This is a genomic window from Streptomyces sp. ISL-11 (assembly GCF_018614525.1).
Lineage (GTDB): Bacteria > Actinomycetota > Actinomycetes > Streptomycetales > Streptomycetaceae > Streptomyces.
Genome location: NZ_JAGGOL010000119.1, coordinates 1 through 13,804, shown reverse-complemented (window position 1 = coordinate 13,804; position 13,804 = coordinate 1). Strand labels below are relative to the sequence as shown.

The following is a 13,804-nucleotide window of genomic DNA, read 5'->3' as shown; positions in this document are numbered from 1 at the left end:
CGAGCAGCTGGGCCGGGCGGGGTGTCGTCGTCACTCGTGGTCGCGCAGGAAGGCGGGGATCTCGCCGCGGGTCGGGTGGTTCGGCAGGGGTGCCGGCTTGTCCTGAAGGAATGCGGTGACGACGGCGGCGGCTCGGTTGTTGTTGTCGTCGAGGCCGTTCCACATGTGGTGTCCGACGCCGGGCATGTACTGCGTGCGCCGGATCGCGGGATCGTCGGCAAGGGCGGCGGTCGCCCACTGCCGGACCTGGGAGGAGCACTCGGCGATCATCAGCATCGCGGGGGTCCGGGAGTTCCTCAGCTGCGGGGCGATGGAGGGTGAGTCCTTGATCGTCTGCTGGATGTGGAGGCTGGCGGCGGCGCTGAAGGAGAAGTTCTGTGCCGTGTCCTCGACGGGGATGCGGTGCGCGTCGCGCGCGCAGTAACTGGATGCGGTGTCGCTGCCGAGATCGGCGGCGGTGAACGCGTTGTCGCCTTCGGCCTGTCCGATCAGCCCGGTGTCGGGGGTGAGGAGCCCGAGTCGCATGAGGCCGAATGCGGTGGCGTACCGGGGGATGCGCGTCGACCGCGGGCCGGTCATGGCCGGCGCGAGGCCGCGCGCGGACTCCCGGCCCTTGTGTCCGGTGATGTGCGCGGTGGGGCCGTCCATCGGGCCGGGCTCGGCGATGATCGCCCGGTGCAGGCGCGCCGCGACGCGCGGGTCGGCCAGGGCTCGCGTGAGCACGCCCCCGCCCGCGGAGAATCCGAGGATGTCGACCCTGCCCTTGCCCAGGCGATCGACGAAGGCGCCGAGGTCGCGGACCGACCTGGAAATCGTGTACTGGCCCATGGGAAGCAGGTCGCTCCGTCCCCCGCCGGCCTGCTCATAGGCGTAGACGTCGTAGCCCTGTCGTGCCAGGAGCTGCAGGAACCGGTGGTCGAGCACCGAGATGCCGCGAACCGGTCCGCCGTTGAGGTACACGAACGGAACGGGGTGTCGGGTGCCGGCGTTCGCGGGCGGGTAGTGGTACACCGCGACCCGGCTGCCGGTGGCCAGGCTCCAGTGCTGCGTGGCCACGAAAGGCAGGTCGGGCGGATAGCGCCGTGCCGTGGGCGCGGTCGGGACGCACACCGACGCCGTCAACGCCGCCGCGACGACCACCGGCAGGAACGGCACGAGCCGCGCCGGCCAGGTGCGGCGCCGCCCCCACCACAGTGCGGCGGCGGTCGCGATCCCGAGGGTCGCCGACCACGCGGGGAGCCCCGAGCCCGCCCCGTCCGTGAGGACGATGAGCGCCAGGAAGAGGACGACCAGCCCCGCGATGGCGGCCAGGGCCAGCAGCAGGCGACCGGCCAGGCGGACAGGACGTATCAGGGACGGGGGCATGAGGGTCTCCAGCCGTTTCAGAACGCTGTTTCAAAACGACGTTATCAGAGAAGGTAAGCTGGTCGCCGTGGGTAGGCCGAGAACGAACGACGAGACCGTCAAAGAGCGACTCGTGGCGTGCGCGACGGAGATGCTCGCCACCCGTCCGCGGGAGTCGCTCACCGTCCGGGCCCTGGCCGCTGCCGCCGGGACGTCGACGACGGCGGTGTACTCCTTGTGCGGCGGCAAGGACGGGCTGATCGGCGAGGTGCGCAACAGAGCCGTCGCCGGCCTGTTCCAGGAGGTGTCGGCCGTGCCGACCTCCGCGGACCCCCTTGCCGACCTCTACGCACTGGCCGCCGCGTACCGTCGATGGGGACGCGAACACCGCCACCTCTACACGGTGTTGTTCGGTGGTGTGCAATCCTTCGACCCGTCGGGCGCGGTCGGCACCACTGACCCCATCCGGCCACTCCTCGCGGCGATCGATCGCGCCTTGGCGGAGTCCGTCCTCGCCGGCGAAGCGACGTTCATCGCCCTCTCGATCTGGGTGACCCTGCACGGGCTCGTGACTCTCGAACTGGCCGGAGCCCTCGACGCCGCCACGGCCGAGGCCACCTTCCGATCGACGATCCACGCGACGCTGCGCGGCTGGACGACTCCCGAGGTGTTCCAGAGCCTTCGACACGCGGAGCCCGCTCCGTAATGGTGGTCCGGCCCGCCACGCCTCGGTTCCGTCCGGACGTGGCGGGCCATCGCGAGCGGGGTCTCCGCGTACGCAACCGTCCGCCGGCCGGCGATGGCCGCCGGTCGAGTCCTGGTCGGTCAGCCCTGGCTGCCGGGAGCTGACACCGGCGGCTCGGTCAATGCGGGGCTTGCGGCTGCCCGGCGGTGCGCGGCGCGGATCAGGACGGCGACCAGGACGGCGAGGTCCGCGGCGCCGACAGGGTCGTCCGCGTAGCGAGCGATCTGCAGCGGACCTACCTGGTCCAGCCGCACGTCCTCCAGCTCCAGGACGTGGGCGAGGGCCAGCAGTGCCAGGCGGGCGTTGCCGTCCGGGTAAGGGTGGAAGAAAGCGATGTCCAGGTAGGCCCTGGCTGCCCGGGAAGCGAGGGGAACCGCCGGGTCGTCGCTCTGACGCAGGCAGGCAGCGAAGTCGTACCAGGTGCGTGGCGTCAGCCCGTAGCGCTCCCGACCGCCCTTGGCGAAGGCATCGCCTTGCCGGACGTGCGCGCGGGGCACGTCGAGGACCACCCGCTGCCAGTCGTCGAGCATGGCCGGGGTGAGCCGTTCTTTTCGGGCGGCGGCGGCGCGAGTCACCGCTGTGGCGGCGAGCAGCCGGTCGGCCCGTTCCGGGTCCCGGCGCCGGATCGGGCCGTCGAACCACGCGGTGAGTCCGTCGACGGCGGGCTGGACGGGGGCCGGGGTCGCGGTGACCGCCGATACCCAGTCGACCTGTTGCCTGACATGGCACCAGACCGCCAGCGCATCACCAGTCACGGTAGGCGCGCCGGCCGGTCGTACGGACCGCCAGGTCCTCTCCCACGGCGTCGACCACGGTCCGGGCAGGCGCCGACCAGCTCCTGAAGCGCCCGCCGATCGCCGCATCCACGGCGTGCCGCGCCTCCTGTGGTCCCAGGCCGGCGGAGGACAGGAACCACGTCAGCACCAAGCGGCAGAGCTGGTGCCAGCCCGACTCGGCGCTGGTGCGGTCCACGACCACCGTCACCAGGCGGGTCGCCGCCCGCTCCAGGTGCCAGCTGCGGTCCTCGGCGTCCGCGCCGGGCGGTGGGCCGAGCCGCTCGAAGCGCTCGGCCAGTTCCTCCAGCCAGTCACGCCACTCCAGCAGGCAGGCCACGACCCGCGCAGCGGTCGTCTCCGGATCCTGCACCGAATACGTGCCGGACCAGCCGGCTATGGGGCCGTTGTGGTAGATCACCCAGTCCCAGCCGCAAGCCCATCGGCCGTAGCGGGAGGCCAAGAGCGCGGTGACCTCGTGGGTGAAGCGGAACTTCTCCTCCTGATCCGCGTCGACAGCGGGAGTCATCGAGGCGATCAGCGCGGTGAGTCGCGCCTCCTCCTCGTCGTCCCATGCGAATGCGTTGCGGCCCGGGTCGGCAGCGGACCACGGCAGCGAACTGGCTATGAGCTCAAAATTGATGGACGTGGTGTGCCCCTGGAACGACGCGTTGGACAGCTGACCAGCCAATTATCCCTACAAAACCAATTATCCCAAATGTGTGTTCACGCGGCGCAGGACCCGTGACGCCGCGACGCGCCCGCCCTTGGCATAACGCATCGCGGCGCCCCCGGCCCCCGCTTTCCCGCCCGCCGCCGACGGCGGGCGGGAAGCTTGGCAGATTCTGTCCCTGTCGGCCCTACGAGACCGTCAGCTCGGCGATGCCCGCGCGGGACTTGGCGGTGGCATCGCCGTGTATCACCACCCGCACGTACCGCGCGGACACCGGCCCTGCGCTGCCCGCACCGGCAGCGGCGTCGTGCCACTGCCGGCCGTCGAGCGAGAGCTGGACGTCGTACGAGGCCGGTGCCGGGCCGCTCCAGGCCGGGGTGGCCTTGGTGACGCGTACGGTCTTGCCGAGGTCGGTGGTCAGTTCGCCGTTCGCCCCGTCCGGGACCCAGGCCGTGGCCGGGTTGCCGTCGACAGCGGCGTCCGCGTACATGCCGGGTTCCTCGGAGGAAGCGGTGGCGGTGGTGCAGCGGGCGAGGTTGCCGGTGGGGGTGAGGTCGGGGCGGCGCGTCTTGAGAACGGCCGGGGCGCCCTTGGTGACGACCTGTTCGCCCTGAGGGGTGTCGAGGATCATGGGCGCCCCGTCGGTGAGCCGCACCGTGGTGTCGTGAGCGCCGAGCTCGATGTCGTACGTGCGGCCCTGCCACCGTAGCCCTCGCAGGGTGAGGCCGCGGCTGAGCTGCGGGGGCAGCATCGGGTCGAGGTGGAGCCGGTCCTCACGCATCCGCATGCCGGCCAGACCGTTGGCGAAGATCTGCAGGAAGCCGCCCTTGCCGGTGAGGAAGTCAAGGGCGGGGGAGCCGGCCAGCGGGTCCTCGGCACCCGCCTTGGCGCCGCGTGCCTCCGAGAACTGGGCGAAGGGACCGCGGACGAAGGGCCTGATGGAGCGTTGCAGATAGGTGTACGTCGAGCAGCCCGGCTCGCCTGTCCCGGCGGCGGCGATGGCGTGGACCGAGTCCGTCATGGCGGGGCCGTCGGGGTCGGTCCGCTGGGCGTAGTAGTCGAGGGTGCCGGCCGCGGCGCCCTCCGGCATGGGCCACTCCAAGGGGTACATCAGCAGCACCGTGTCGGCCTGTTTGATCTTGCTGCCCTGGTAACCGTCGTACTGCTGGAAGACCTTGCGCTGCGCGTCGTACGGGATCCTGATCCGGTCGGCGATCGCCGTCCACTCCTTCGGGGCGCGCTCGCCGAGCAGCCCCGCGGCACGGGTGGCGTGGCGCAGTGCGGTGACGGCGCCGGCGTTGGTGAAGACCGCGTCGTCGACGCCGTTGCTGTACTCGTCGGGGCCGGCGGTGTCCTTGATGGAGTAGCTGCCGTCCGCGTTGCGGTCGACCCTCCCGGCCCAGAACTCGGCTATGCCCTTCAGCACCGGCCAGCCGCGCTCGCGCAGCCAGTCGGTGTCGCCGGTCGCGAGGTAGTACTGCCAGGTGGCGAGAGAGATGTCCGACTGAAGGTGGATCTGGGTGCGGCAGTGGGGCGGGTCCACACTGTGGCACTCCTGGGCGAGGTCGCCCTTGCTGCCGCTGTTCCAAGGGTAGAAGAGCCCCTGGTAGCCGAGCTTGCGGGCGTTCTCGCGGGCTCCCGGGAGGGTCCGGTAGCGGTACTCGACGACCGTCTTGGCGAGTTCGGGTGCGGTGGACAGCAGGGCCGGGTACATCCACGTCTCGGCGTCCCAGAACACGAGGCCCGCGTAGTTGTCGCTGGTCAGCCCGGCCGGGGCGATGCTGTTGGCAGTGTCCTTCCGGGTGCTGGACAGCAACCCGTACTGCGCGGAGCGCGCCCATGCCTGCAGTTCGCGCTGCCCCGGCACCTCGATGTCGGCGCGCCACAGCCGGGCCCAGGCGGCGGCGTGGGCGCGCAGCAGCCCCTCCCATCCGCGCCGGGCGGCGCGCTGGGAAGCGGCGGTGGCGTCCTGGCGGGGCGACCGCGAGGTCAGCGCGGTATCGACACCCACGTACTTGGTGATTTCGTACGCGTGACCCTTGCGGACGGGGAAGGCGAGGGTCTGCCGCGCGCTCAAGTCCTTGGCGGCGTCCGCGCGCCGCGTTTCGGACGTCCGCACGCCGTGCCCGGCCCGCAGGGTGGAGGCGACAGCACCGTCCGTGTCCGTGCCGTCGGTGCGGAAGGCCACGTCCATGGTCCCGCCGTCCCGGACGGTCCCACCGGTGCGGTCGCCACCGCCGGTCTGCCGGATGCGCCGGGCGCCGCTTCCGTCGAGCTGGTCGGTGACGGTGGCCTCACCGCTCCAGCGCGGCGTCATGCTCAGCCGTACCGCGCCCACGTGCGGATCGTTGCGGTCGGCCAGTACCTCGTAGACCAGGTCGGTCTTCCGTCCGTCGTCGGCGGTCCAGGTCAGGGATGTCCGGACGATGCCGCAGTGCAGGAAGAGAGCCTGGCGATAGCCGGATATGCGGCCCGCTTTCGTCAAAGAGTTGAACGTATCGCTGTGTTCGCCGCCCGTGCCGACGGTGAGCGTGGTCCAGGTGGGCACGGCCGCTACGGCCTGCCGGTCCGCGGCGGTCTGCTTGTTGTGCGCGTAGAGCCCGGAGACGAACGAGCCGTCGTAGCTCGGGGTGAAGAGCGGCCAGCCGGTCTTGGCGTCGCTGCCGGTGTAGCCGGCGCCGTTGGGCGGCACGCGTTGCCCCAGGTAGCCATTGCCGACGTAGGCGTGGTGGGTGTCTTCGGTGCTGAAGCGGGTGGTGTCGAGTGTCCAGCCCTCGCCCGTCCGGCAACTTCCGGTCGGGGAGGCGGAGACGGGGGGACGGTCGGCGGTGGGGGGTTGTGGTGCTTGGGCGGCGGCCGCGGGTGGTACCGAGGCAACGAGCACGCCTGCGAGCAGCAGTGCGGGCAGGCGGGCGGGACGCGGCCGCGCACCGGGAGAGTACGTCATTGTTCTCCGTCGTCTTGAGCTCCTCCAAGAGTCCCGCGACTTTAAATTGGTGAATGGATAACGTCAACAGTCGCGGTTGTCCGTAAGACTCTCGAAGTGACGACGGTACGGGCCGCCGAGCCGCACCGCGACCCATGGGCTGGCGCCGTTGCGGGGCGTCAGGACAGGAGCAGGTGGCCGATGGGTCCCCCATGACGTCCCTATGACCCGCGCGGCGGCGGATGGCCGCTCAGGTGTCCAGCAAGGGGTTTCGGGTGGTTCAGGTACTGAGCAAGCGGTTGAAGAAGGAGCGGTAACGCTGGAGGGCGACGCGCAGATCCTCGGTCGCCACCTCCTCGCCTTGCTGCCACTGATCTTCGAGCCCTCGTTTGTGCTCGGAGAAGGTCGTGGCCAGCGCCTGCATGGTCTCGGCGACGAGCTGGTCGGCCGCGTTGACGGCGTCCCGGGGGTCGTCGACGAAGTCGCTCTGGATCTTCTGCCACCTGGCGCGGAATTCCTCCTGTTCCTCCCCGAGCAGGGGCTCGTTCTCCTTCTCCTCGGCCGGCTCCGGTTCCCGGCCCTCACCGGCGGATGCCTCGCCGCCTTCCTCCCGGTCCTCCGGGCCCTCCCGGTCGAGGGCGGTGGCCTCTCCGGGGAACTGCGGCGGTGCGCCGGCCGGCCCCGCTCCCTCGTCTGCGGTGTCCCCGGTGCCCTGCCGGGCACCGGCCAGGTCCTCCGTGGAGAGAACGCTCTCGTCGTCCTGGGGTGTGCCGTGGTTGCGCATTTCCTCGTCACTTCCGTCCGTCATGTGGTGCGCCCGCATGTGGTGCGCCCGCGCACCGGCGGGGCCGGCTCACCGCCCGCGGCCGCCGGCCGAACTCTTACGCCCGGCTCCCGCTCGGCCGGTCGCCGTCGTGGAGCAGTTCCTCGAACAGCGCGCGGTAGTGCACCATCGCGCCCCGCAACTCCTCCGTGGTCGCCTGATGGTGGCTGCTGCGGTCGTTGACCTCGTGGGCGGCCCGGTAGTGCTCAAGGGTGCGCCCGTGCTCGACCGACAGGTCCTTCAGCTGCTGCTCGTAGCCCTCGGTCGGGTACCCGCGCTCGCCCATGAGCGTGGTCACGAGCCGGTCCGCCTCATGGACCGCGTCGTCGGGCCGGTCGACGAACCGCTCCTGCACCCGGGACCAGTCCTCGGCATAGCGGTCGCGGACGGGTGCCGGCAGCGGTTTGATGTCCAGCGCGTCGTGGCGTTCCTGGCGCTCGCGCAGCTCGCGCTCGCCCGCCCGGCGGCTGTCCTCGGCCTCCACGGTCCGCTCGTACTCCGGCCCGAAGCGCTCCCGCAGCTTCCGGCGGCGCGCGGTGAGCGTCCACGCCGTCACCGTGCACACGAGCAGCACCAGCAGAGCGGCGATGATGATGATGGTGATGAGGGACATGGCGTCCTCCGCTCGTAGCCGGGTGAGCCCCGAGCAGGGCGGCTCCCGCTACCGCGCCGGCCGGAGGCCGCCGCGCTGCGCCCGCGTTCCCACCGCTCGCCCGAAGTGGGCGCGGAGGCTCACGGACCGGCGCCCGGTGGACGCGGCACAGGGGGAGCTGCTGCTACCAGTAATGCCGCCGCCCGCCGATCGCGTGGCCGACACTGCCCAGCAGGAACAGGACCGCCCCGACGACGATCAGGACGATGCCGATGGTCCACAGCAGGGAGATTCCGGTCACGAAGCCCAAGATCAGCAGTACTACTCCGAGGACGATCACGGTCTTCCTCCGATCACGCACGTATTTTCGCCCCTTCCCCATCGTCCTCCTCACCAGCCCCACCGGCAAGCGTCAGCCGGTGAAGCCCGGTGACGGCTCAGTGCCCCCGAGCCCTCGCGCCCGCCGGCGGTCCCCGGGCGTCAGCCCGTCGCCGGCAGGACGGTGCCGACGAGGGCCAGGCCCGCGCCCGCCGCCTGGATCGTGCGCAGGCGTTCGCTGAGATCGCCGCGGGCGGCGAGCGCGGTGACGACGAGTGGAGCGAGGCGAGTACGGCCGCGACGGTCACCGGGCCGGTGCGGGCGGCGATGCTGTGCGTGCCGTTGGCGGCCACGTCGGCCAGTCCGACGAAGGCGGGCGCGGGAAGCACCGAGCGGATGCCGGCCCAGCCGCCCTCGGGGAGGACGGGACCGCCGCGCCGGGCGGAGGCGTAGAGCGCGCCGCCGCCCACCGCGACGTTGCACACGCGCTGGACGAACAGGACCAGGAACAGCCCGGTCAGGTTGTGCGAGGCCTCGGCGATCAGGGCCATCACGGAGCCGAAGCCGAAGGCGGCGACGAGCGTGAGCATCAGGGTCTGGCGTTGTACGGGTGCGCCGCCCAGGATCGGGCCGCCGGCGAGGACGACGCCGGCGACGGCCACCGCGATGCCCGCGAGCTGCGGGATCCCGGGACACTTGCCGAGGACGAGTAGAAGGCGAGCATCTTGCAGAAGGCGAGCATCGCCGCCGGGCCCACCACGCCGGCCGCCACCGCGTACCGGAGCTGGGGGCCGGCCTCGGGCCAGTCACCGGTGGTGACCACGATCGCGCCCAGCGCGCCCACCGCCAGCAGCTGCGAGACCACGACCACGGTCAGGGCGGACAGGCGACGGTGACCCAGCAGCTCGCCCGCATCTCGGCGGAGTATCCCGCCGCCTGCCGCCTGCCGCCAGTCAGCCAGCGCGTCACCGGACGGTGATCCTCACTGGGATCCGCCGGCACCGGATGTGCTGGACCTGGACTGGGCGCCGGCCTTGCTTGCACGCCTTGGTGAAGTGATTGGGCTCGACGAGGGTCGCCTCGACGCTCTTCGCCAGGCCACCGACGGCGACACCGCTCTCGACCTGCGTCATCAGCCCCTGCATTTAGGCCAGAGACGACTCCGCGGCTCCGACCTGCTGAAACGGTGCACAATCCGCTCGTGCAAAGCCTTCAGCTCACCAGCCCACGACCACACGTCAACAAGTCCCCCACCCACAACCCCACCAACGACACACCTACACAACCGTCACAGCAAAGACCGCTGCAGTACTAGGGCCTGTTGTGAAGTGGACCAAGGTCGCAGTAATCGAGTGCTGTGGGGCCGGCTTGCCTGGCATACTCCGCGCCGTGACGACCGACGACCACATCTCTGGCCCGACCTTGACCACTGGTGAACGTGACGCCGAGCTCAATGAACGACTGACCGAGGAACTGGTCGCCTTCAACACGGCCGCGACAGGTGCATCCGATCGCGACATGTTCTCGGTCAAGGTCGCCGACCAAGCAGGTGAACTGGTCGGCGGGTTGGCCGCATGGACCTGGGGCGGTCTTTGCGGCATCGAGTTGCTTTGGGTGCGCGAGGACAGCCGGAAGGACGGCTGGGGCAGCAGAATTTTGCGTGCTGCCGAGGAGGAAGCCCAGCGACGCGGCTGTGACCGGGTGGTCGTCTCCTCCTTTTCCTTCCAAGCGCCTGGCTTCTATCAGCGCCACGGCTACGTCGAGACCGGCCGGACCCCAGGCATCCCTGGCGGGCACACGGATGTGCACATGTTCAAGTCGCTGATCGAGCGAGCGTCCTGCAGCCTGCCGTAGCCCGGCTGGTCACCACCACTCGTTGATGGCAGCGACCAGCACGGTCGCCTCATAGCGGACGGCGAGTTCGTCGTACCGCGTCGCCACGGCCCGGTGTCGTTTGAGTCGGTCGATCCCGCCCTCAACGGCGTGGCGCTCGCGGTAGTCCGCCTTGTCGAACTTCGACGGGCGGCCACCGCGGGAGCCGAGCTTCTTGCGCGGCCGGCCCGGGCCAAGGCGGGGCACACGGATGGCCTCGAGGACGGTTTCGAACTGCAGTGAGTCACCACGCTGCCCTGCGGTGACAACCAGCGACAGCGGCTTCTGCCCCTGCCCGACCGCCAGGTGCAGCTTGGTGGCCGGCCCGCCGCGCGACCGGCCGAGGCCGTGGTCATCGGGCTCGGTGAAGACTCCACCCGGAGGCTCTCTCTGCAGGTCCCTCTTCTACGCGCGCCAGCGGCGTGCTGATGAGCCCGGGCAATCGTGGAGTCGACGCTAACGCCCCAGGTGATCAGACCCTTCGCGTCGGCCTCGGCCTGCAACTGCTCCAGGATTTCGATTCCAGGTTCCATTCCGCTGCCAGCGCCGGAACAGCTCGTAGACCCGGTCCCAGGGCCCGTACCGCTCGGGTACGTCCCGCCACGGCGCACCGGTCCGGGTCCGCCACCGTATGCCGTCGATCAGCTGCCGCCGAGCCCACTGGTCTACCACTGGTCACGACCAGAACTCGTCCTCTGCCTGCTGATCCCCCTGGAACTCGCGGAACACGACGGCCTTGCCGTCGGCGATCTCCCAGACGTGCACTTCCGGCGAGGACCAGGCCCGACCGTTGCGGTCCGCGCTGACCGTGCACAGGACCACGACCCGCGATTCGTCCGTGAGCATGTCGTCGATCTGGATGCGAAACGAGCCCCCGGACAGCTCCATGACCCGCCCGAAGAATCCGACGAGTTCCTGGTGCCCTCGGTAGTCGCCGGAGAGCGGGCTACGTCCCGGAACGTGCCAGGTGATCTCCTCGGCGAAGGCCTGAAGCACCGCGGGGATGTCGCCGGCCCCGAAGGCGTCGTACGCTCCCTCGATCAGTTTCCGGTTATCGGTGACCATCGACACTCTCCCGTCCTCCCGAAGCGGGTCGGGTCCGCCTTCTCCCTTTCCATGCTGGTGCCGCAGAGCGCGAGCCGCGAGTCAGCGCTACTTCACCCTCGACAGCACCGACCACGCCAGCCGCACGGCAGCGTGATCCGGCGCTACATCATCTGGCGAAACCGCCCTGTCGAGACCGGCGCCTACACGCCGTCGTCGACGGGGCAAACGTTGCCACGGCACTAGCTGCTACGGGGAGCGGCGCTAAGCGGGTGCCCGGCAGGGGCTTGGGGACCCCGGCCATCAGGACACTCGCGACCTGCTTCACAGAAGCCGACGCGGATGCGGAGGAAGTAGCCGCGCAGAGGCACCACGGTTCAGGCTCCCCTGTTGCCTCCGGCGATCGGCGGGCATGCTGAGGGGATGCTGACGCCCGCTCCCCACGACGACGGCCAGCCGACCACAGCGCCGTCCACCTGGCGGGCGGCGAGCGCAGGGCGGTGTACGAGGGCCAGTTCATCCGGCTCTTGCTGGACTCGCTCGGGGGCTCGAGTGCACCAGAGGTGTACGAGTATGTCGACGGCCTGGCGGAGATCAGTGGCGGCCACCTGCCGCTCCCGGTGCCGCCTCTCGGCGGTCACCGGTAGCTCAATCCGGCTGATCCGCCCGCCGCGCGCCGGGAACGCGAAGGGGCACCAAGTGGCGGTGGGTTCGGGACGGGGCTGACCAGAACCTCAGGTGCCGAGGTGAACTGGGGGAGGGGTGAGCAGGTGGGATCCGTTGTTCCGCACGTTGTTGACCGGTGCACCCGTACCGGGTGCCGCCGCCGCCCGGCGCCGTCCCGGGCGACGTCTCCCGAGACCTCCACCACCACCTGCGGCTGCACCAGCACGACATTGAGCGTCTCGCGGCTGCCCCACCCGGCCGAGAACGTCCAGCCCTCCCACGGGTGTGCCTCGCAGGGCGCGGTCAGCCGCCGCCCCAGGCCGCGAGCCGCCTCCGGCCCAGGGAGGTGCTGCGGCCGACGTACTCCAGGCGCCCGGCGGCGTCGTACCGTCCGAGCAGCACGCCGCCGGGTGAGCCGGGCGCCCCGGTCACCGCGCCGACCACCGCCTCGATCATGACGCGCACCCACTGGTGGAGTGTCGGTATTCGAGAGTTGCAGTATTCGCCCGCAGGGCGAGCAGCTCCGCACCCGGCCTGATCACGTCAGCGGTGACAAGGTGTAAGGCTCTTGTCGCAACGGGTGCCTCGTCTCGCTGGCGATGAGGGAGGGGAGCCGCCTGCCGCCGGGGTGCCGCAGAAAAAGTTCGTGCGGATAGCTGGCCGGATGATGAGGTGGCACGGTGACCAACCACGATGAGGCGGCGACTGTCCGACCGTTGACCCTGGCTTGGGTGAGCCGGCACCTGAAGGTCGGTGAACGAATTGTCAGAACCGAGGCGCTGCACGGCGGCCTCTCTGCCGAGATGCGGAAGCTGACTATCGGCACGCGAAGCGGGGGCACCCGTGACTTGGTGCTGCGGACCTTCGTCAACGTGGAACACGCCGAGGACTGGTTGGACCGGGAGGCTTGTGCCCTGTCCTTGCTCCCGGGGACCGGCGTGCCAGCTCCTGGACTGGTCGCGGTTGATCCGACCGCCGCGCATTGCGAGTATCCGTCGCTCCTCATGACACATCTGGCGGGACGGACGGTCCTCGATGACGATGGATTGGAGAGGCGCGTCCCCCTGTTGGCCCGTCAGCTCGTGGCGATCCACGCGTTGCGACCCGCCGAGCGGCCCCGGGAATATGTGACGTTGACGACCGCCGACACGGTCGTGGTGCCGAAGGGCGCCGACGCGGCGGCTTGGGCCGCCGCCATCGACGTCATCCGTAGGCCCCCGCCGCCCTATGAAGGGCGGTTCCTGCACCGGGACTTCCAGCCGGGCAACGTACTGTTCGACGTGCCGCCTTCAAGGCCAGCAGATGCCCGGATCACGGGGGTCGTCGACTGGGCGGCGACCTCCTGGGGCCCGGCGGATCTCGATGTGGCGCACTGCTCCGTCAATCTCGCGCTGCTACACGGCCCGGCGTGGGGTCTACGGTTCCCCGAGGCGTATGAGGAGGCCGGCGGGGTGCTGGCTGCGGACGCGAGCGAGCGGCTGTACTGGCTGGTCCGGGACGGGCTGGCATCCTCAGAAGAAGTGCAGGTGGTGGCGCGGACATGGCGAGGGGCAGGGAGGACAGAGCTGACGATGCGAGCTGTGGAGGAGCGGCTGGATGCCTATGTCACCGCACTGATGGACGCGCCGGGCTGAGTCAAGGCGGGCCGGGACGCGGAGGTTGTCAAGGCGTCCTGTGCCTCAGATCGGCTGAGACGCGGCAATCCGCCGGGCACATTGCCTAGCCCTGCGGGGTGCCCCGTCGCGCTGCCAAATATTCGGACCATTTTCCGCCGGCGAGGGTGGCCCAGCGTTCGGCTGTCTTGGGGTGGATGCCGAGCAGGTCGGCGATGACCATGGGCGGCAGGTCTACCAGGGCGTCCATCATGGCGGTGTTCCGTGCTGCGCGGGCGGACGGACCGTCACTACCTCGTGCAGTACTCACTCGTTGATTAGCCTCCGCATCACGGTCCCACCGCGGCTACGGACGACGTTGTGCCGGAGGCGAGGACCAGCACTGATCACAGGCGGCCGCCAGCCCGGCCAGCCG

Annotated in this window: 16 protein-coding genes and 1 pseudogene; 3 read left to right on the top strand and 14 right to left on the bottom strand. The window is 70.4% G+C overall.

Annotation, left to right across the window (positions count from 1 at the left end):
* Positions 1-30 precede the first annotated feature (30 nt).
* Positions 31-1,365, bottom strand: a complete 1,335-nt coding sequence (locus J7E86_RS22780) for an alpha/beta fold hydrolase (protein ID WP_215083626.1) — start codon at positions 1,363-1,365, stop codon at positions 31-33.
* 67 nt (positions 1,366-1,432) lie between these two features.
* Here J7E86_RS22780 and J7E86_RS22775 point away from each other — a divergent pair, with 67 nt between their 5' ends.
* On the top strand, positions 1,433-2,050 hold the full coding sequence (locus J7E86_RS22775; protein ID WP_215083624.1) for a TetR-like C-terminal domain-containing protein: 618 nt from the start codon (positions 1,433-1,435) through the stop codon (positions 2,048-2,050).
* A 119-nt stretch (positions 2,051-2,169) separates the two neighbouring features.
* On the opposite strand, the gene J7E86_RS22770 is transcribed toward J7E86_RS22775, so the two are convergent.
* The 8 genes and pseudogenes from J7E86_RS22770 to J7E86_RS22735 all read right to left on the bottom strand — a co-directional run bounded on the left by J7E86_RS22770 (position 2,170) and on the right by J7E86_RS22735 (position 9,327).
* Positions 2,170-2,844 (bottom strand): Fic family protein, encoded by a 675-nt coding sequence (locus tag J7E86_RS22770; protein ID WP_308312685.1) that lies wholly within the window; start codon positions 2,842-2,844, stop codon positions 2,170-2,172.
* Entirely contained in the window at positions 2,834-3,553 is a 720-nt protein-coding gene (locus tag J7E86_RS22765; RefSeq protein WP_251019531.1) for a hypothetical protein, read from the bottom strand. The genes J7E86_RS22770 and J7E86_RS22765 overlap by 11 nt, the downstream gene beginning before the upstream one ends.
* A 169-nt stretch (positions 3,554-3,722) precedes the next feature.
* Positions 3,723-6,482 carry a discoidin domain-containing protein gene (locus J7E86_RS22760; RefSeq protein WP_215083620.1) on the bottom strand — a complete coding sequence of 920 codons (2,760 nt, stop codon included), beginning with the start codon at positions 6,480-6,482 and terminating at the stop codon, positions 3,723-3,725.
* A gap of 259 nt (positions 6,483-6,741) precedes the next feature.
* Positions 6,742-7,269, bottom strand: a complete 528-nt coding sequence (locus tag J7E86_RS22755) for a hypothetical protein (RefSeq protein WP_251019530.1) — start codon at positions 7,267-7,269, stop codon at positions 6,742-6,744.
* Between the two features lie 73 nt (positions 7,270-7,342).
* Positions 7,343-7,897, bottom strand: coding sequence for a hypothetical protein (locus tag J7E86_RS22750; RefSeq protein ID WP_215083618.1), 555 nt, complete (start codon positions 7,895-7,897; stop codon positions 7,343-7,345).
* 163 nt (positions 7,898-8,060) lie between these two features.
* Positions 8,061-8,216 (bottom strand): DUF6131 family protein, encoded by a 156-nt coding sequence (locus J7E86_RS22745; RefSeq protein WP_308312686.1) that lies wholly within the window; start codon positions 8,214-8,216, stop codon positions 8,061-8,063.
* Between the two features lie 140 nt (positions 8,217-8,356).
* Positions 8,357-9,155 (bottom strand): annotated as a pseudogene (locus tag J7E86_RS22740) (hypothetical protein).
* Positions 9,156-9,159: 4 nt separating this feature from the next.
* On the bottom strand, positions 9,160-9,327 hold the full coding sequence (locus J7E86_RS22735; RefSeq protein WP_215083616.1) for a hypothetical protein: 168 nt from the start codon (positions 9,325-9,327) through the stop codon (positions 9,160-9,162).
* Between the two features lie 256 nt (positions 9,328-9,583).
* Here J7E86_RS22735 and J7E86_RS22730 point away from each other — a divergent pair, with 256 nt between their 5' ends.
* Positions 9,584-10,048 (top strand): GNAT family N-acetyltransferase, encoded by a 465-nt coding sequence (locus tag J7E86_RS22730; protein ID WP_308312684.1) that lies wholly within the window; start codon positions 9,584-9,586, stop codon positions 10,046-10,048.
* 9 nt (positions 10,049-10,057) lie between these two features.
* Here J7E86_RS22730 and J7E86_RS31275 read toward each other — a convergent pair whose 3' ends face one another.
* The 4 genes from J7E86_RS31275 to J7E86_RS22715 form a co-directional block, all read right to left on the bottom strand.
* Positions 10,058-10,273 (bottom strand): hypothetical protein, encoded by a 216-nt coding sequence (locus tag J7E86_RS31275; RefSeq protein WP_251019528.1) that lies wholly within the window; start codon positions 10,271-10,273, stop codon positions 10,058-10,060.
* A gap of 249 nt (positions 10,274-10,522) precedes the next feature.
* Positions 10,523-10,738, bottom strand: coding sequence for a transposase (locus tag J7E86_RS31270; RefSeq protein WP_308312683.1), 216 nt, complete (start codon positions 10,736-10,738; stop codon positions 10,523-10,525).
* 3 nt (positions 10,739-10,741) lie between these two features.
* Entirely contained in the window at positions 10,742-11,131 is a 390-nt protein-coding gene (locus tag J7E86_RS22720) for a nuclear transport factor 2 family protein (RefSeq protein WP_215083614.1), read from the bottom strand.
* A 948-nt stretch (positions 11,132-12,079) separates the two neighbouring features.
* Entirely contained in the window at positions 12,080-12,232 is a 153-nt protein-coding gene (locus tag J7E86_RS22715; RefSeq protein ID WP_215083612.1) for a hypothetical protein, read from the bottom strand.
* Positions 12,233-12,456: 224 nt separating this feature from the next.
* On the opposite strand from J7E86_RS22715, the gene J7E86_RS22710 reads away from it, so the two are divergent.
* Complete coding sequence (locus tag J7E86_RS22710; protein WP_215083610.1) at positions 12,457-13,410, top strand: phosphotransferase; 954 nt, start codon at positions 12,457-12,459, stop codon at positions 13,408-13,410.
* Positions 13,411-13,495: 85 nt separating this feature from the next.
* Here J7E86_RS22710 and J7E86_RS22705 read toward each other — a convergent pair whose 3' ends face one another.
* Positions 13,496-13,639, bottom strand: coding sequence for a hypothetical protein (locus J7E86_RS22705; RefSeq protein WP_215083608.1), 144 nt, complete (start codon positions 13,637-13,639; stop codon positions 13,496-13,498).
* Between the last annotated feature and the right edge of the window lie 165 nt (positions 13,640-13,804).